The organism is Actinomycetospora sp. ABD4_176 (assembly GCF_056311855.1).
This window is the reverse complement of record NZ_CM149974.1, coordinates 2,709,902-2,727,010: the sequence shown is the minus strand read 5'-3', so window position 1 is coordinate 2,727,010 and position 17,109 is coordinate 2,709,902. Positions and strand designations below refer to the sequence as shown.

Below are 17,109 nucleotides of genomic sequence, written 5' to 3'. Positions count from 1 at the left end.
TCCTGCGGCCATGGGCCCCCCGCGCCGGCGCACCGCGACCCCCGCGGAGGGGGAGCCGGACGTGCCCGCCGTGTCCGCTGTGCTCGCCGTCCTCTGCGGGGCGCTGCGCGCGGACCTGGACGACCTCGCCGACCGGCTGACGGCCCGGATCCTCGAGCGCGAGGACACCGACGGCGAGCCCGGCGTCGCGCCGCGCGAGGACGTGTGGACGACGTGCCGGGCGCATCTCGAGCGTGGCCTGCTGGTGCTGGCCGGGGAGGTGCGGCCCGACACCGACCGGATGTCGCTGACCGCCGACACCGGGCGGCGCCGGGCCCGGCAGGGCGTGCCGCTCGAGGCCGTGCTCCGGGCCCACCGCCTCGGCGGGCGGCTGCTGTGGGAACGGATGCGGGCGGTGTCGCAGGAGCGCTACGGGGGCGCGTACGACCGGACGCTGCTCGCGGTGGCCGACGAGGTGTGGCGGATGATCGACGGGAGCTCCGCGCGGCTGGTCGACGCCTACCGGGCCGAGGAGGCCCGGCTGCGCGGCCGCACCCTCGGGCACCGCCACGCGATCGTCGAGGAGCTGCTCGACGGTCGCGGGAGCGACCCGGCCGTCGTGCGGGAGGCGGCGCGGACGCTGGGCCTGGCCGAGCACGGCCCGCTGCTGTGCGTCGTCGCCCCGGCCGGGAGCGTCGAGGGAGGTGTCGACGACGAGCCGCTGCGCGCCCCCCGCGACGCCCTGCGCGAGGCCGGCATCACCTCGACCTGGCACCCGCGGCGCGACGAGGTGGTCGGCCTCGTCGCCGCCGAGGGCGTCACCACCGGGGAGGTCGTCGGGCTGCTCGGGCCCCGCGCCGCCGGCCCCGTCGGCGTGTCCCCGCCGGTGGCGGGCCTGGCGGAGGTCGACGGGGGCCTGGCCCTCGCGCGGTTGGCCGCGTGCACGCTCGCGCCCTCCGCCTCCCGGGTCGTCGCGCTGGACGACCGGCTGCCCGAGGCCCTGCTCGCCGGCAACCCCGCGGTGGCCGCCCGCCTGCACCGGGTCGTGCTCGGCGGGCTGGCCGACCTCCCCGAGCTCGAGCGCGCGACCCTCCTGCGGACCCTCGAGGTGGTGCTCGTCGAGGGCGCGTCGCCGTCCCGTGCCGCCACGGCGCTCGCGTGCCACCGCAGCACCGTCGCGTCGCGCGTCTCGCGCATCGAGGCGCTGACCTCGCTGCGCCTCGCGGCGCCGCGCGACCAGCTGCTGCTCACCCTGGGGGTGCTGGCGGAGCGCTGAGCTCGCCGAGCTCCCGCCGCAGGGTCGTCTTGACGACCTTGCCGGTGGCGGTGCGCGGCAGCGGCTCGTCGCGCCAGATCACCGTGCCCGGCACGGCGAACCCGGGCAGCACGGCGCCCAGCGCGGCCTGCAGCGCCGCCGTGTCGGGCGCGGTGCCCGGGGTGGCGACGAGCACGGCGGCCACGTCCTCGCCGAGGCGCGGGTGCGGGACGCCGACCACCGCGGCCTCGAGGACGCCCGGCTGCGCGAGCAGCGCGGCCTCGACCTCGCCGCAGAACACGTTCTCCCCGCCGCGCACGACGACGTCCTTGGCGCGGTCGACGACGTAGACCCAGCCGTCGCGGACCAGGCCCAGGTCGCCGCTGTGCAGCCACCCGTCGCGCAGCACGGCCGCGGTCGCCCCGGGGTTGCGCCAGTAGCCGCGCATGATCTGCGGGCCGCGGAAGCAGAGCTCGCCGACGGTGCCCTCGCCGACCTCGTCGCCGGTCGCCGGGTCGACGATGCGCAGCTCGGTGCCGGGGACCGGACGCCCGACGCTGTCGGGGTGCGCGGCATAGTCGGCGCCGGTGTTGGCGCACACCGCGGACGTCGTCTCGGTGGCGCCGTACCCGTTGGCCGCCGACGCGCGCCCGGCGAGCTCGGTGGACACCCGCCGCACCAGCGAGGGCGGGATCGGGGCGCCGCCCATGGCGATGCGGGTCAGCGAGGCGGTCTGCCGCGGGTGCTCGACGGCCAGCTCGACGACGTCGCGCAGCACCGACGGGACGCCCGAGGCGTTGGTCAGCGCCTCGGTGGCGATGAGGCGCAGGGCCTCGTCGGGGTCCCAGTGGTGCAGCAGCGCGAGCGTCGCGCCCGAGAGGACGGCGCCGTAGAGCCCGTTGAGCCCGGCGATGTGGAACATCGGGTAGGCGAGCAGCGTCCCGGGCCGGGCGGGCGCGGGCACCGGCTCGCCGCGCCGCGCGGCGGCCAGCTGGTTGGCGCGCCCCAGGCACGCGACGTTGAGCGCGTTGGTGACGTGGTTGCGGTGGGTACCGACGACGCCCTTCGGCGCCCCCGTGGTGCCCGAGGTGTAGATGATCGTGGCGACGTCGTCCGGGGTGACGTCGACCGCGGGCAGCGGGCCGTCGGACGGGCGCACGACGTCGTCCCACGCCAGCACCCCGGGCGGCGGCGGACCCTCCCCGCGCGCGAGCACGACCGGCGGGAGGTCGTGGCGCCCGACGAGCGCGCCCCCGCGCTCGGGGTCGGCGATCACCACCCGGGCCTGCGCGTGCGCGAGCGCGCCGGCGAGCTGCTCGCCGGTCCACCACGCGTTGAGGGGCACGACGACCAGGCCCGCGACCAGCGCCGCCCAGAACGCCACGGGCCACTCGGGCACGTTGCGCATCGCGACGGCCACCCGGTCGCCGGGCGCCAGCCCCTGCTCGTCGACCAGCCACCGCGCGAGCCCGGCGACGAGGCGGCGGTGCTCGGCGTAGGTCGTGCGCTCGGACCCGTAGACGGTCGCGACGCGGTCGCCGGGCGCGGGCGAGGTCAGGTACAGCTCGCGCAGCGTGTGCGGGCCCCGCTCGTGGACCCGCATGGCGACGCCGTCGACCGTCGCCGGCACCATCGCGAACTCCCCGCCCGGGGCGGTCAGCTCGGCGAGGATCGGGCCGAGGCCGGTCCGGTCCGCGTGGTCATCGGTCCCGGCCGCTCCGGCGGACGCCATCCTCGACCCTCCTCCCGACCGTGCCGAGGGTAGGCGGGCGGGAGCCGCGACGCCGAGGGCCCGCGACGCCCCGCGACCCTCAGCTGCGCTGGAGGGCGTCCTGCTCGACGAGGAACCGGGCCCAGACCTCGCGGTAGAAGGAATCGAGGAACGCGCGGCGCTCGGGATCGCGGGCCGACTCCGAGAACGCGACCACCAGGAAGGTGAGGGAATGGGCCACGGCCTCGTCCCGCGCGTCCCGGAACTCGCCCGCGGCGTCACAGCGATCGAGGACGACGTGCGCGAGGTCGTAGGCGACCCCCACGACCGTCGCCCCGTCGACCTCGCCGGGAGCGAGGTGGAGACGCCGGCCCAGGCAGGAGGTCGCGGCCGCCAGCATCGTCGCGTGCTTCTCCACGTCGGCGGTCCGCTCGGCGTCGGTCGCCCACGGCATGGGAATGGTGTCCCGCATCGGTGCGCGTCCTTCCGTCGTCGGCGGGGCACTTGCGATTCTTCGGCAGCGAGGAGCCGGCGAGCCACCGTTCCGGGCCGCCCCCCCACCGGATGCAAGGCAGGCGCAAGGATTGCCGGGGCGCGATCTCCGGTCCGTGTGAGCCGACGGGCCGGAGGCCCGTTCAGGCCGCCGGCTTCCAGCCCAGCGCCGGGCCGAGCCTGGTGGCCATGTCGGTGAGGATCTGCACGTAGTCCTCGTGCTCGAAGGTGAACGGCAGCGCGAACACGACCTCGCGGACCTCGCGGAAGGCGGCGTCGGCGTAGAGCTTCTCGGCGACCTCCTCCGAGGTGCCGAGCACGTCGGGCGCCGCGAGCAGTCCCGGCCCGGGCGGGCCGCTCGGCGCGGCGGTGCGGGGCGTGCGCCGCGCGACGTAGGCCTCGTACCTGGCGCGCTGCTCCGGGGTGGCCGAGTCGGTGGGGATGACGACGAGCCCCTGCGACACGCGGGCGGCCTCGCCGTCGCGGTGGTGCGCCCGGAACAGCGCGATCTGGCGCTGCTGGATCGCGGCGAAGTCCCAGCGGCCGTCGGTCTCGAGGTCGCTCTGCTCGGGCTTGATGATGTTGCTCGTCAGCAGGTTGAGACCCTGCTCGGCGGCCCACCGCGTCGAGCGCCCGCTGCCCGCGCCGTACCAGATGCGGTCGCCGAGTCCGGGGGAGTGCGGCTCGACCCGCGCCGAGAACTCCTCGAACCCCGCGGTGCCGGAGAACGTGCTCACCGGCTCGCCGCGCACCATCCGCAGGAGGCGGGCCACGCGCTCGTAGGTGAGGTCCTCCCGGTCGGCGGTGTCGGGGTAGAGCGCGTCCTTGACGTCGTCCCAGTGGATCGGCGGGCCGACCGAGAAGCCGGGCTCGAGCCGGCCGCCGGAGAGGATGTCGACGGTGGCGAGGTCCTCGGCCATCCGCAGCGGGTTCTCCCAGCCCAGCGGCGTGACCGCCGTGCCCATGGCGATCCGCGAGGTGCGCTGCGACGCGGCCGCCATGATCGCGATGGGGGAGGAGATGCCGGTCTGGAAGTGGCGGTGGCGCAGGTAGGCGCTGTCGAAGCCGAGCTGCTCGCCCAGCTCGATGACCGCGAGCGTCGACTCCATGCCGGGACCGGGGTCGTCGCCGTCGAAGAGTCCGAGGGTGAGGAAGCCCAGCTTCTCGAGCGGGACGTCGGGCGTGGGCACGGCAGCACTCCCTCGAAGCGGCTCCGACAGGGTCCGGTGATCGGGGCAACGACCCCCGCCGCGGAGGTGTTCCCCTACAGCGCCGCCGCCGCGGCGGAGGCGACGGCCTGGTCCTGCTCCCCGGTGCCGCCGCTGACGCCCACGGCGCCGACCACGGCGTCGCCGGACATCAGCGGCACACCGCCGGCGAAGATCATGACGCGGCCGTGGTTGGAGTCCTGGATGCCGAAGAACTGCCCGCCGGGCTGGGCGTTCTCGGCGAGGCCCTGGGTGGAGACGTCGAAGGCCCGCGCGGAGAAGGCCTTGTTGATGGCCACGTCGACGCTGCCGATCCAGGCACCGTCCTGGCGGATGTGGGCCACGAGGTTGCCGCCGGCGTCGACGACGGCGATGTTCATCGGCTGCCCCTGCTGCGCCGCCTCCTGCTCGCCGGCGGCGATGACGCGGCGGGCGTCGTCCAGGGTCACGGTCTCGATCGAGCGCATGGCGGGTCCTTCCCGGAAGGCTGCGCGGGAGCTCGCCGGTGGGTCGACGACCCTGCCCATCGTGGTCGCGACCCTCGGGTGCCGTCGACCCCGCGACGACACCGGACCCACCCGGCGACGGCGCCGTCCGAGGGGCGCCAGGAGGGGCGTTCGTTCACTACTGTCGGGCCGCGACGGTAGAGCGGACGGAGTGATGATCGTGGCGACCACGCGCGGATTCCTCGGGCGTCGGCGGGAGCGCGACCCGCGGCTGCCCCCGGGGCAGTACGACGTCGGGGCCGGGTGGCCGGTGCTCACCGCCGAGGCGACGCCGCGGGTCGACGCCGACACGTGGACGGTCACCGTCGACGGTCTGGTCGACACGCCCACGACGTGGACGCTGCGCGAGCTGCGGCTGTTGACGCCCTCGGTGTACGCGGGGGACATCCACTGCGTCACCACGTGGTCCAAGCTCGACACCAACTTCTCCGGCATCTCGTTCGACACCCTGCTCGACGCGGTGGGCGTGCAGGACGGGGCGAGGTTCGTCGTCGAGCGCTCGACCACGGGTTACACCACCAACCTGCCCCTCGACGACGTGCGCGGCGGCAAGGCGTGGGTGGTGTGGGAGCACGAGGGCAGGCCGCTGCCGCGCGAGCACGGCGGACCGGTGCGGATGATCGTGCCGCACCTCTACTTCTGGAAGTCCGCGAAGTGGATCGAGAGGATCACCCTGCTCGACCACGACGAGCCCGGCTTCTGGGAGGTGAACGGCTATCACGAGCGAGGCGACCCCTGGCGCGAGCAGCGCTTCGACGGGGACTGACGAGTTCGGGGCCCCCGACGACCGCGCGGGCGGCCCCAACGACCGGCGGGCCGCGGCGAGGTGGCGCGACGCGCGGGTCGTCGAGGTCGCGCACCCGGCGGTCGACGCCGTCGTGCTGCGCCTCGCCGTGCCCGCGCGCGTGGCGCACCACCCCGGCCAGCACTACGTGGTGCGGCTGCGCGCGCCCGACGGCTACACCGCGCAGCGCTCCTACTCGGTGGCCTCGGCGCCCGCCGACGACCTCGTGGAGCTCTTCGTCGAGCGCATCGACGACGGCGAGGTGTCGACCTACCTCGCCGACGTCGTCGAGCCCGGCGACGATCTCGAGGTCCGCGGGCCGATCGGGCGCTGGTTCGTCTGGAGCGGCCACACGCGCGCCGTCGCGATCGGCGGCGGCAGCGGCGTCGCCCCGCTGGTCGGGATGCTGCGGCACGCGCACGACGTCGGCCGGACCGACCGGCTGCGCCTCGCGGTCAGCGCGACCACCCGCGACCGCCTGCCCTACGCCGACGAGCTCGAGGCCGCCGGCGCGCACATCGCGCTGACCCGTGCACCGGGCGACCCGCACGCCGGGCGCCTCGACGCGGCCGCGATCCCCGCGCTCGTCGACCCCGCGGCGACGGTCTACCTCTGCGGCTCGGCCCGCTTCACCGGCGCGATGGAGACGCTGCTCGTCGACGCCGGCCAGCCCGCCGGGACGATCCGCGTGGAGCGGTTCGGCCCGACGGGCTGACACCCGCGCCGGAGGTCGCAGGACAGCGCGACGCAGGAGCGCCGGCCTGCGCATCTCCTTGGCGCGACCACTCAGTGCAGCTTGCGCTGCCAGTCCTCCGGGACGCGGCCGGCGGGCCCCGGGACGCCCTGGTCCTCGGGGTGGTTCTGGGCGCCCGCGAGCACCGGGCCGTGGCCGACCGAGCCGTCGCGGTCGTCGAAGAACCAGTCCTCGCCGGGCTCGAAGCTCGTGAGGATCGGGTGGCCCCGCTCGCGGGCGTGGCGCGTCGCGTGCTGCATCGGCGACGAGTCGCAGCACCCGATGTGGCCGCAGGCCGCGCAGCGGCGCAGGTGGAACCACCAGCCGCCGTTCTGCTCGCACTCCAGGCACCCCGTCCCCGAGGGCTCGGCGTGCGGATCGATGTCCTGCTGGGTCGTCACTGTTCCTCTCCCGCCATCTCCGGTCCCGCCATCTCCGGCTCCGGAAGGCCGAGCTCCTGCCGCGTCTGCGCCGGGACGTCGGCGAGGTACTCCCGGTGCGACCCCAGCCACCGCTGCGCGTAGGGGCACAGCGGGACCAGGGCTGCCCCCTCGGAGCGCGCGGCCTCGAACACCGCCCGCACCAGGCGCCCGGCAAGCCCCCGGCCGGCGTAGGCCTCGTCGACCTCGGTGTGGACGAGGACGATCCGGTCCCCGCGTCGCCGGACGTCGACGTGTCCGGCCTCGACGCCGTCGACGTGGAGCACGAAGGCCCGGCGGTCCGGTTCCTCCCGTACCTCGATCCCGGCGTCGACGTCACTCGTGTCGTCCATCGCTCTCCTCGTGCGCGCCCGATCCCGACACCGTCCATCCTGCTCCCCGGACGCAACCGGCGGCGGCGACCTGCGCCACCGCGGTCACTGCTCGCGGGGGTCGGTGTCCTCCCGGGCCAGCGGCGTGATCCGCACCCGCGCGACCCGCAGGCCGTCGACGTCGGTGACCGCGAAGCGGTGGTCGATCGCCTCGACGACGTCGCCGATCTCGGGCGTGCGCCCCAGCTCCTGCAGGACGAAGCCGCCGAGGGTGTCGAAGGAGCCGTCGGGCAGCTCGATCCCGGTCTGCTCGGCGACGTCGTTGCGGTGGAGCAGGCCGTCGGCCTCGTAGGTGCCGTCGGCGAGGGGGCGCGCGGGCACGGCCTTCGGGTCGTACTCGTCGCGGATCTCGCCGACGATCTCCTCGACGAGGTCCTCGACGGTGACGATCCCGTCGGTGCCGCCGTACTCGTCGATGACGACCGCCAGGTGCCCGCCGCCGCGCCGCATGAGCGAGAGCGTGTCGAGCACCGGCTTGCTGCCGGGCAGGACCGTGACGGTGCGGACGATGTCGCGCAGCTGCGGCGAGGCGCCGGCGGCGGTGACGTGCGCGGTGAGCAGGTCGCGGACGTGGACGAAGCCCAGCACGTCGTCGACCGACTCGCCGATCACGGGGTAGCGCGAGTGCGGCCGGTCGGACACCTGCACGACGGCCTCCGCGGCGCTGAGCTCGGCGTCGAGGAAGTCGACCTCGGTGCGCGGCACCATGACCTCGCTGATGACGCGGTCGGTGGCCTGGAAGGCGTCGGTGAGCAGGCGTCGCTCGTCGTCGGTGAGCGTGCTGGTGGTGCGGACCATGTCGCGCAGCTCGTCCTCGCTGACCTCGTCCTCGGTCTGCCTGGGATCGACGCCCAGGACGCGCACGACGGCGTTCGTCGACACCGAGAGCAGCCAGATCAGGGGGCGGGTGAGCGAGGCGAGGCGGTCGAGCACCGGGGCCGTGGTCAGCGAGACCGCCTCCGGCTTCTGCAGCGCCAGACGCTTGGGGACGAGCTCGCCCGCGACCAGCGACAGGTACGACACGAACGCGGTCACGAGGACGAGCGCGACCGTTGCCGCCAGCGCGACGGGGAGCCCGATGCCCTCCAGGCCGGGCTCGAGGCGCCCGGCGAGCGTGGCGCCGCCGTAGGACGAGGCGAAGAACCCGGTGAAGGTGACGCCGATCTGCACCGCGGACAGGAAGCGGTTGGAGTCGCCGCGCAGGCGGGCCACCGCCCGGCCACGGGCCCCGCTCTCCGCCAGCGCCGACACCTGCCCCGAGCGCAACGACACCAGCGCGATCTCGGCGGCGGCGAAGAAGCCCCCGATCAGGACGAACAGCAGTACCAGCCCGATCTCGAGCGCGACGTCCACACCTGGATCCTGACAGCCGGGAGGTGGCGGACCGGGCGGGCGCCCCGGTCAGGGCGTGCGGCCGGTGCCCGCGACCACCCGTTCCCCCGGCGGCGCGTTGTCGCCGGGAGTCGTCGTCGAGGTGCGCTGTGGTGGGTAACCTGGGTCACAGCGGTCCGGCGACCGCCGGGTCGCGGCGACTGACGACGACGGTGACGACGAGGTCATCGGAGGTGCTCGGATGTCCGACGAGAAGCGCGAACCGACCGCCCCGCTCGAGCGGCACGACGCCGACGAGCCCGTGCGCAAGGGCAACATCCACGGGTTCATCGAGGCGGCCCGGCTGTGGGCCCGGCAGAAGGGCCTGGCGGTGCCGGCGAACGGGCCGCTGCCGCCCGAGGTGGTCGCGCAGTACAAGCGGCACCAGACCTGGGAGTAGGTCACCCCTCGCGGAGGACGGCGCGCTCGTCGGCGGTGAACACCACGCGGCCGGCGAGCACGTCCTCCAGCGTCACGCCCGACGCCGCGGGCGTGTCCCAGCGCAGCGTCGTGTCCGCGAGCTGCAGCAACGTGCCGAGCCCCGAGCGCGGGCGGACGAACGCCTCGCGCCAGTGGGGCGCCGACAGGTCGACGTCGACGACCTCGTAGCCGCACGCGGTCAGCCGGGCCACGGCGACCTCGACGTCGGCGAAGATCAACGTGATGTGGTGGACGCCCGGCCCCCGCCTGTCCAGGAACCGGGCGACAGGCGCGTCGTCGCGCAGCGGCGAGATCAGCTCGATCTTCATCCCGCCGGGCAGCACGACCTGCACGATGCGGATGCCCTGCTCGTCGTTGTCCCCGCCGAACAGGAACTCCCCGCCGAGCGCGTCGACGAACAGCGCGACGCCCTCGCGCGGGTCGCGCACGGCCACGGCGACGTGGTCGGTCGACAGGAGGCCGGCGTCCGCGGGGACGGCGGCGACGGCGGGGTCGGTGCCGTCGTGGGCGTTCACGACCGCACCCCGACGGCCGCGGCCAGGCGTTCGATGGTCTGCACGGGTCCCTCCGGGTCGCCCGGCGCGGCGCCCGGGGTGAGCGCGACGGGCAGGTCGACGCCGGCCGCGCGGAGCTCGGCGACCCGCCGCGCGACGTCCTCACCGGTGCCGAGCGCGCACATCGCCTCGACGGCGGCGTCGTCGACCGCGCGCAGGGCGGCCCGGCGGTCGCCGGCGGCCCACGCGTCCGCGGCGTCGTCGAGACCGGCGAGGCTGCCGCGGAACGAGGGCCGGTGCGTCGGCACCATGGCGTACTGCAGCACGAAGCGGCGCAGGCGCTCGCGGGCCTCGTCGCCGCGGTCGCCGGCGTAGGCCCAGAACGACGCGGCGATCCCGACCTCGTCGGGGTCCCGCCCGGCCTCGCGCGCACCCTCGCGGACCAGCGCGATCTTCGGGCCGTACTCGTCGGGCGGTGTCCAGGTCAGGAACGCGACGTCGGCGAGCGCGCCGGCGAGGCGCAGCATCCGCGGGTTCATCGCGGCGAGCACGATCGGGACGTCGACCGGGGCCATCGCCGCCCGGAAGCCGTGCGAGCGGACGTGGGCGCCGTCGAGGTCGGTGCGCTCGCCGCGGAGGACGCTGCGCAGCGCGGCGACGTACTCCGCGATCCGGGCGCGCGGGGCGTCGAACCCGAGCCCGTGCCACTGCTCGACGATGATCGGGCTCGACGCGCCGAGGCCCGCCAGCACCCGCCCGGGGGCGAGCGAGGCGAGGGTCGCGAACCCCATCGCCGTCAGCACGGCGGTGCGCGGGTAGACGCCGACGATGCCGCTGCCGAGCCGGATGCGGTCGGTGGACGCCGCGATCATCCCGAGCATCGCGAACACCTCGGGGCCCGCGACCTCGCCGACCAGCACGTCGGAGTAGCCGCAGCGCTCGGCGAGCTGCGCGAGCTCGAGGTACTGCCCGGCCGACAGGCCCTCGTCGACGGGCAGGGTGACGCCGAGGCCGCGCAGGACGGTCATGCGCGGACCTGGCGGGCGACGCCGGCCGTGTCGTACCAGGTGGAGAGGGCCTCGATCGTCGTGCCGTCCTCGCCGAGGTCGAAGACGTCGACGGCGTCGAACTCGACGGGGGCGTCCGTCGCGGTGCGCCCGGTGAAGTGGATCTCGACGAGCACCGTCCGGTCGGCGACGACGACGCGCGTGACCTCGTCGTGGTGCACCGGCAGCGCGGCCAGGACCTGCGGGAAGTGCGCGGCGATCTCGTCGCGTCCCCGCCGCGTCGGGGCCCCGACGGTGCGCAGCTCGGCGCCCTCGGCGAACACCGCGCGGATCGCGTCCCAGTCCTCGGCGTTGACCGCGGCGAAGTACCGCTCCACGGCCGGCGGGGTCGCGCTCACTCCGTCAGCCGCTTCCGCAGCTCGGACATCGCGCCGAACGACCAGCGGGCCAGCGACGGGTCGCCGAACGCGGTGATGTTCCACATGACGAGGTGGCGCAGCCCGTGGGCGACGTACTCCTCGACCTGCTCGGCGACCTCGTCGGGCGTGCCGCAGAACGCGTAGTGCCGCACCACGGCCGGCGGGATCGCGTCGATGATGCGCAGCGACTCGGCGCGGTCGATGGCGGTCGGGATGAAGTCGTGGAAGCCGCTCCCGTCCGGGTACGGGCCCTCCACCCCGAGGTCGCGGAACACCTGCGCCGGCAGCAGCACGCACAGCGCGCGCACCAGCGGGGCCTCGGTGAGCCGCTGCACCGTCTCCGCGTCGGGGCCCACGAGGACGTAGCCGAGCATGCCGGGGGTGATGGCGTCGGGATCTCGCTGCTCGTCCTCGGCCGACCGCCGGATCGTCTGCAGCGCGGCTCCGTACTCGGGCGGCCCGAGCTTCGTGGGCAGCCAGCCGTCGGCCTTGCGCCCGGTCAGGCGCAGCATCCGCGGCCCGTGGGCGGCGGTCCAGATCTCGGGCGGCGTCGCGCCGAACGGCCGCAGTCCGAGGACGGCCTTGTCGAGGCGGTGGAAGCGGCCCTCGAAGTCGACGGGGCCGTCGGCGTCCATGAGCAGCCGCATGACGTCGATGCCCTCGTCGAGCCGGGCGACGGGCCGGTCGAACGGCATGCCGTACGGGGTGGCGTTGAGTTGCTCGCCGCTGCCCAGCCCGATGATCGCGCGGCCCTGCGTGACGTGGTCGAGGGTCAGCGCGGTCTGGGCGGCCATGGCGGGGTGGCGGCGGATGAGGTCGGTGACGCAGACGCCGACGCGGATGCGCTCGGTCGCGGCGCCGACCACGCCCATCATCACCGCGGGGTCGAAGTAGACGTGCGGGTTGGGCTGGTGGTCGGCGAGCGGGGTGAGGTCCGGCGTCCACATCGAGTCGGGGTGCCAGCCCATGAGGTGGTCGGGCCACCACACGGCGTCGAAGCCCTCGGCCTCGCTGCGCTGCGCGAACTTCACCGCCGCCGCGGCCGGCGGCATGATCTGGCCGGGGACGCCGAGCTCGAGGCCCGGCATCAGTAGCGCCACCCGTCGCCGAACGTCGCGAGGCGCCGGCCGAGGTACTCCTCGACGACGGTGAGCGCGGCGCGCGCCGCCCGGTCGGTACCCACCCCGCGGCTGCGGAACGTCTCCCCGGCGAACCACAGCCCCTCGGGGCGCGGCGGGCGCCAGTGCGGCCGGTACCGCCCGACCAGCCCGGGCTTCTGGATGACCCCGAAGCTCGGTTCGAAGACGAGGTGGCGGCGGCGCCAGACCGTCTTCCCGAACCCGGGCCACATCGTTACGACGTCGGCCTCGAAGCGCTCCATCTCGCGGCGCAACCAGGCCCGGTCCCGGCCCTTCTCGCCGGGGAACACCCCGCCCATCACGTGCAGCTGGGTGCCCTCGGGCGAGCACGTCGGGTCCATCGCGGTCTGGTTGAACATGAAGCCGCCGAGCTCCGTGTTCGGGGTCCTGAGCCATGTCGAGAGCTCGCGCGGGTCGTACTGGTGCACCGGCTCCTCGGTCGCCAGGTAGAGCCCGAGCCAGGCGATGCGGAACTTGTCCTGGGCGAGGAACTTGATCTGCTCGGCGTACCAGTCGGGCAGGTCGCTCTCGTCGACCACGTTGAGCACGTGCCAGACCGGCAGGGTGCAGACGACGTGGTCGGCCTCGAGGCTCTCCTCCTCGAAGAACTCGTTGGGCAGCACGCGGGGCTGCCGGGCGATCGCGACACCCTTCGTCACGCCGTCCTCGATGACGACGCGCTCGACCGGGGTGCCGAGCCGGAGGTCGCCGCCGGCCGCGGTGAACGCGTCGGCGAGGTCGGCCCACATGCCGTCCCAGCCCTGGCCGGGCCAGCACGAGTAGGCGGCGGTGTTCCGCTCGGCGAAGTGCATCTTGCGGGGGAAGAGGTTGTCGCTGGCGGAGTGGTCCCACCAGTTGTCGGTCATGCACTCCAGCACGGTGATGAACTCGAAGAGGTCGATCACGCCCTGGTCGTCGGTGTACTGGTGCAGCCACTGGCGCAACGGCTTGTCGTCCCAGCGGTCGAGCTCGTCCCACTCGGTGTCCAGCAGCGCCTTGATGACCTTCTTCAGCTCGCCCTTGCTGCCCGAGTAGCGGTCGCGGATCGAGCCCCAGCGGTTCTTCTCGTGGTCCCAGACGGGCATCTCGGCGGAGACCTCGCCGTGGTGCAGCGTCTTGCCGACGTGCTCGAAGACCTTGGTCAGCCCGGAGCCCGGATCCTCGACGAGGTGGCCGCCGACGTTGACGGTGAACCCCTCGTCGGGGACGGCCATGCCCCGCCCGCCGAGGTGGGGGGAGCGTTCCAGCAGGCAGACGCTCTTGCCCTCGACGGCGAGCAGCGACGCCGCGGTCAGCCCCGCCGCGCCGGCACCGATGACCACCACGTCGTACTTCGGCACGCGGCCTCCTCGCCCCGAAAGGTCTACCAAACGACCGTTCGACAGCGTGGCAAGGTGGCGACCGGCGGGTCAAGCGGCACGGCATGATGCCCTCGTGGCGACCACCCCCAAGTTCGGCTGGCTCTCCCCGGTGATCGGCAACCGGTGGAGCGACCACCGCCCCATCGCGGCCGGCCAGGACACCGCGATCCTCCCGACGGCGCTGCCGCACTTCGACTCGCTGTGGATCGCCGACCACTTCTACGGCTTCGACCGGAAGACCGACCCGTTCCTCGAGGCGTGGACGACGCTGACGTGGCTCGCGGCGCGCCACGAGGGCGTCGAGCTCTGCCACCACGTGCTCGGCGTCGGCTACCGGCACCCTCCGCTGCTGGCGAAGATGGCCGCGACGCTGCAGTACCTGTCCGGCGGGCGCTTCGTGCTCGGCATCGGCGCCGGCTGGCGTGATGACGAGTACGCGGCCTACGGCTACGACTTCCCGCGCCCGTCCGTGCGCTTCGCCCAGCTCGAGGAGGCCGTCACGATCTGCCGGCTGATGTGGACCGAGCCCGACCCGTCGTTCGAGGGCCGGTACTTCCGCATCGACGGCGCCGCCGCCCCGCCGCTGCCCGACCCGCCGCCGCCGGTCTGCATCGGCGCGGCGGGCGAGAAGGTCGGGCTGCCGCTGGTCGGGCGGCTCGCGGACCGGTGGAACGGCCCGTTCAAGGGCGAGACGGAGGACTTCGTGCGGCGCCGCGACATCGTGCGCCGCGCGGCCGAGGACGCCGGCCGGGACCCCGACGCGATCGAGGTCTCGGTGACGCTGGAGCGCGCCCTGCCCGAGAGCGACGCGGAGTCGGAGCGGCTGGTGGCCGAGCTCGCGGCCAAGGCCGAGGTGGGCGTGGAGCACTTCGTCATGGACTTCGGCAACCCGCCCTCGACCGAGCCCGTGCTGCGCTTCGCCGAGCAGGTCATGGCGCCGCTGCGAGGCTGATCCGGGGCGCGCGGGGCCGTGCGGCGCCCCGAGCTGGTGATCAGCAGGCGGAAAAGCACGCCGCGGGCCCGTGCGCAGGTGCTTTTCGGCCTGGTGATCACAGGAGATGGAACCGTGGAGCCCCGGCGTCACTCCAACCCCGTGTGGACCTCGAGCAACCCTTCCGCGGTTCCCGGGCGATCGCGGCGGGCCTGACGACGCGGCGACGCCTGCAGGGACCGGGCTATCTCGCGCTCGGACGCGACACGTACGTGGCCGCCGGTGTGCTCGTCGACGACCGGGTGCGGGCCGTGGGTGCGGCGCTCGAGGTGCCCGGCGCGGTCGTCGCCGGCTGGTCGGCGGTGCTCCTGCACGGGGTGGACGCCGCGCCCCGGAGCGGCGCGCCGGTCGAGCTCGTCGTCGGCCCGCGGCACGTCCGGCGCGTCCGTCCGGGGCGGGTCCTGCGGCAGGACGTGCTCGCCGCCGACGAGGTGTGGGACGTCGACGGGGTCCGGGTGACGTCGCCGATGCGGACCGCGCTGGACCTCGCGTCGCGCGCCGAGCACATCGACGGCGTCATCGCGGTCGACGCGCTGGCGCACGCGTTCCGGTTCCACCCCGACGAGCTGCTCGACCACCCGGTGCTGCGCGACAACCCGCGAGGCCGGCGGCGGTTGGTGGCCGTGGTGGCGGACGCCGACGCCCGCGCGGAGTCGCCGCCGGAGACGCGCCTGCGCCTGCTCCTGCGAGGGGCGCCGGGCATCGTCGAGCCGACCCCGCAGCTCGTCGTGGCCGACGACCGGGGCCGGGACGTCGGGCGCGTCGACCTCGGCTGGCGTCGGCTGCGGACCGCGCTCGAGTACCAGGGCGACCACCACCGCACGGACAGGGCGCAGTGGCGACGCGACGCCGTGCGGACGACCGAGCTCGCCGCTGCCGGCTGGCTCGTCCTCCCGGTCACCGCCCACGACCTGTTCGTCGACCCGCAGGGCCTTCTCCGCCGGCTGCGGGTGGCGCTCGCGCAGCGGGCCCGCGAGCTCGGCCTCTCCCCGTGATCACCAGGCGGAAAGGCACGCGCGAGGGGGTCCGGGCGGTGCCTTTCGGCCTGGTGATCACCGGCGGGGGTGAGCCCGAGCGCCCTTGACCGCGGCGGGTGTGATGCTAGTCTCCGTCGACGAGTACCAAACGATCGTTAGGTACTGCGACAGCGACGTCTGCCCAGGTCGGGGGACCCATGACGGCTCGACTCGAACGGCTCGACCCGCCCGACATCCTCTCACCGGAGTTCGCCCGCGACCCGTACGCGGCCTACCGCCTGCTCCGCGACGAGTTCCCGCTCGTGTGGCACGACGCCATGCAGACCTACGTCATCAGCCGCTACTCCGACGTGCAGCGGGCGTTCAAGGACCCGGTGTTCACGAGCGAGAACTACGCCTGGCAGCTCGAGCCGGTGCACGGGCGCACGATCCTGCAGATGGAGGGCCGCGAGCACTCCACCCACCGCGCGCTGGTGGCGCCCGCGTTCCGGGGCAAGGCCCTCCAGGAGCAGTTCGGTCCGACGATCCGTCGCAACTCGCGCGAGCTGGTGGACGCGTTCCGGGACGACGGTCGGGTCGACCTCGTCGACGCCTACGCGACGCGGTTCCCGATCAACGTCATCGTCGACATGCTCGGCCTGCCGCGCACCGACCACGACCGGTTCCACGCCTGGTACACGTCGATCATGGGGTTCCTCGGGAACCTCGCGGGCGACGAGGCCGTCACGGCCGACGGCCTGCGCACCAAGGACGAGTTCGAGCAGTACATGATCCCGCGGATCCGGGAGCGCCGCGAGCACCCCGGGGACGACCTGCTCTCCACGCTGTGCGCGGCCGAGATCGACGACGAGTCGATGACCGACGAGGAGATCAAGGCCTTCTGCAGCCTGCTCCTCACCGCCGGCGGGGAGACCACGGACAAGGCGATCACGAGCCTGGTGGCCGACCTCGTCGCGCACCCCGAGCAGCTCGAGGCGGTCCGGAACGACCGGAGCCTGATCCCCGCCGCCTTCGCGGAGACGCTGCGCTGGTCGCCCCCCGTGCACATGATCATGCGCCAGCCCGCCGAGGACGTGGAGCTCTCGGGCGGGGTCGTCGAGGCCGGGCGCACGGTCACCTGCCTCATCGGTGCCGCCAACCGCGACGAGCGCCGCTTCGACCGCCCCGAGGTCTTCGACGTCCTGCGTCCCGACCTCGACCACTCGCGGGCCTTCTCCGCCGCTGCCGACCACCTGGCCTTCTGCCTCGGCCGCCACTTCTGCGTCGGGGCGCTGCTGTCGCTCTTCGAGATCGAGGTCGGCATGAACGACCTCCTCGACGCGATGAGCGACATCCGCTTCGCCGGCGGCGAGCCGCCGCCCGAGACCGGGGTGTTCACCCGGGCCCCCGGCCGCCTGCTCCTCGAGTTCACCCCCCGCTAGGAGGACACC

At 74.5% G+C, this 17,109-nt stretch carries 19 protein-coding genes; 7 read left to right on the top strand and 12 right to left on the bottom strand.

What is annotated here, in order from left to right:
- The first annotated feature begins 10 nt into the window (after window positions 1-10).
- Window positions 11-1,255 carry a PucR family transcriptional regulator gene (locus ACYX4T_RS13180; protein ID WP_476014942.1) on the top strand — a complete coding sequence of 415 codons (1,245 nt, stop codon included), beginning with the start codon at window positions 11-13 and terminating at the stop codon, window positions 1,253-1,255.
- Here the strand turns inward: ACYX4T_RS13180 and ACYX4T_RS13175 are convergent.
- From ACYX4T_RS13175 to ACYX4T_RS13160, 4 genes are all read right to left on the bottom strand, one after another.
- Entirely contained in the window at window positions 1,227-2,966 is a 1,740-nt protein-coding gene (locus ACYX4T_RS13175; RefSeq protein WP_476014941.1) for a class I adenylate-forming enzyme family protein, read from the bottom strand. The genes ACYX4T_RS13180 and ACYX4T_RS13175 overlap by 29 nt on opposite strands.
- Before the next feature lie 79 nt (window positions 2,967-3,045).
- On the bottom strand, window positions 3,046-3,417 hold the full coding sequence (locus tag ACYX4T_RS13170; RefSeq protein WP_476014940.1) for a hypothetical protein: 372 nt from the start codon (window positions 3,415-3,417) through the stop codon (window positions 3,046-3,048).
- Window positions 3,418-3,580: 163 nt separating this feature from the next.
- On the bottom strand, window positions 3,581-4,627 hold the full coding sequence (locus tag ACYX4T_RS13165) for an LLM class flavin-dependent oxidoreductase (RefSeq protein ID WP_476014939.1): 1,047 nt from the start codon (window positions 4,625-4,627) through the stop codon (window positions 3,581-3,583).
- Between the two features lie 74 nt (window positions 4,628-4,701).
- Entirely contained in the window at window positions 4,702-5,112 is a 411-nt protein-coding gene (locus tag ACYX4T_RS13160) for a GlcG/HbpS family heme-binding protein (RefSeq protein WP_476014938.1), read from the bottom strand.
- A gap of 193 nt (window positions 5,113-5,305) precedes the next feature.
- Between ACYX4T_RS13160 and ACYX4T_RS13155 the strand changes: the two genes are divergently transcribed.
- Together ACYX4T_RS13155 and ACYX4T_RS13150 are read left to right on the top strand one after the other, a co-directional pair.
- Window positions 5,306-5,917, top strand: a complete 612-nt coding sequence (locus ACYX4T_RS13155; protein WP_476014937.1) for a sulfite oxidase-like oxidoreductase — start codon at window positions 5,306-5,308, stop codon at window positions 5,915-5,917.
- Entirely contained in the window at window positions 5,868-6,650 is a 783-nt protein-coding gene (locus ACYX4T_RS13150) for an FAD-binding oxidoreductase (protein WP_476015270.1), read from the top strand. The genes ACYX4T_RS13155 and ACYX4T_RS13150 overlap by 50 nt, the downstream gene beginning before the upstream one ends.
- Before the next feature lie 71 nt (window positions 6,651-6,721).
- Here the strand turns inward: ACYX4T_RS13150 and ACYX4T_RS13145 are convergent, their stop codons facing one another.
- From ACYX4T_RS13145 to ACYX4T_RS13135, 3 genes are all read right to left on the bottom strand, one after another.
- Entirely contained in the window at window positions 6,722-7,069 is a 348-nt protein-coding gene (locus ACYX4T_RS13145) for a UBP-type zinc finger domain-containing protein (RefSeq protein ID WP_476014936.1), read from the bottom strand.
- On the bottom strand, window positions 7,066-7,440 hold the full coding sequence (locus ACYX4T_RS13140; RefSeq protein ID WP_476014935.1) for a GNAT family N-acetyltransferase: 375 nt from the start codon (window positions 7,438-7,440) through the stop codon (window positions 7,066-7,068). Before ACYX4T_RS13140 ends, ACYX4T_RS13145 begins: the two co-directional genes overlap by 4 nt.
- 84 nt (window positions 7,441-7,524) lie before the next feature.
- Window positions 7,525-8,832 carry a hemolysin family protein gene (locus ACYX4T_RS13135; RefSeq protein WP_476014934.1) on the bottom strand — a complete coding sequence of 436 codons (1,308 nt, stop codon included), beginning with the start codon at window positions 8,830-8,832 and terminating at the stop codon, window positions 7,525-7,527.
- 220 nt (window positions 8,833-9,052) lie between these two features.
- On the opposite strand from ACYX4T_RS13135, the gene ACYX4T_RS13130 reads away from it, so the two are divergent.
- Entirely contained in the window at window positions 9,053-9,250 is a 198-nt protein-coding gene (locus ACYX4T_RS13130; RefSeq protein ID WP_476014933.1) for a hypothetical protein, read from the top strand.
- 1 nt (window position 9,251) lies between these two features.
- Here the strand turns inward: ACYX4T_RS13130 and ACYX4T_RS13125 are convergent, their stop codons facing one another.
- Genes ACYX4T_RS13125 through ACYX4T_RS13105 form a run of 5 tightly spaced genes read right to left on the bottom strand, consistent with a single transcriptional unit; the run spans window position 9,252 to window position 13,690 of the window.
- Window positions 9,252-9,806 (bottom strand): VOC family protein, encoded by a 555-nt coding sequence (locus tag ACYX4T_RS13125; protein WP_476014932.1) that lies wholly within the window; start codon window positions 9,804-9,806, stop codon window positions 9,252-9,254.
- A complete protein-coding gene (locus ACYX4T_RS13120) occupies window positions 9,803-10,813 on the bottom strand; it encodes an LLM class flavin-dependent oxidoreductase (RefSeq protein ID WP_476014931.1) in 1,011 nt (336 codons plus the stop codon). The genes ACYX4T_RS13125 and ACYX4T_RS13120 overlap by 4 nt, the downstream gene beginning before the upstream one ends.
- Window positions 10,810-11,190 (bottom strand): nuclear transport factor 2 family protein, encoded by a 381-nt coding sequence (locus tag ACYX4T_RS13115; protein ID WP_476014930.1) that lies wholly within the window; start codon window positions 11,188-11,190, stop codon window positions 10,810-10,812. The genes ACYX4T_RS13120 and ACYX4T_RS13115 overlap by 4 nt, the downstream gene beginning before the upstream one ends.
- On the bottom strand, window positions 11,187-12,299 hold the full coding sequence (locus ACYX4T_RS13110; RefSeq protein WP_476014929.1) for an LLM class flavin-dependent oxidoreductase: 1,113 nt from the start codon (window positions 12,297-12,299) through the stop codon (window positions 11,187-11,189). Before ACYX4T_RS13110 ends, ACYX4T_RS13115 begins: the two co-directional genes overlap by 4 nt.
- Entirely contained in the window at window positions 12,299-13,690 is a 1,392-nt protein-coding gene (locus tag ACYX4T_RS13105) for a phytoene desaturase family protein (RefSeq protein WP_476014928.1), read from the bottom strand. Before ACYX4T_RS13105 ends, ACYX4T_RS13110 begins: the two co-directional genes overlap by 1 nt.
- 94 nt (window positions 13,691-13,784) lie before the next feature.
- On the opposite strand from ACYX4T_RS13105, the gene ACYX4T_RS13100 reads away from it, so the two are divergent.
- The 3 genes from ACYX4T_RS13100 to ACYX4T_RS13090 all read left to right on the top strand — a co-directional run bounded on the left by ACYX4T_RS13100 (window position 13,785) and on the right by ACYX4T_RS13090 (window position 17,100).
- On the top strand, window positions 13,785-14,663 hold the full coding sequence (locus tag ACYX4T_RS13100) for an LLM class flavin-dependent oxidoreductase (protein ID WP_476014927.1): 879 nt from the start codon (window positions 13,785-13,787) through the stop codon (window positions 14,661-14,663).
- A gap of 143 nt (window positions 14,664-14,806) precedes the next feature.
- Window positions 14,807-15,697, top strand: coding sequence for a type IV toxin-antitoxin system AbiEi family antitoxin (locus ACYX4T_RS13095; RefSeq protein WP_476014926.1), 891 nt, complete (start codon window positions 14,807-14,809; stop codon window positions 15,695-15,697).
- A 179-nt stretch (window positions 15,698-15,876) separates the two neighbouring features.
- Complete coding sequence (locus ACYX4T_RS13090; protein ID WP_476014925.1) at window positions 15,877-17,100, top strand: cytochrome P450; 1,224 nt, start codon at window positions 15,877-15,879, stop codon at window positions 17,098-17,100.
- The last annotated feature ends 9 nt before the right edge of the window (window positions 17,101-17,109 follow it).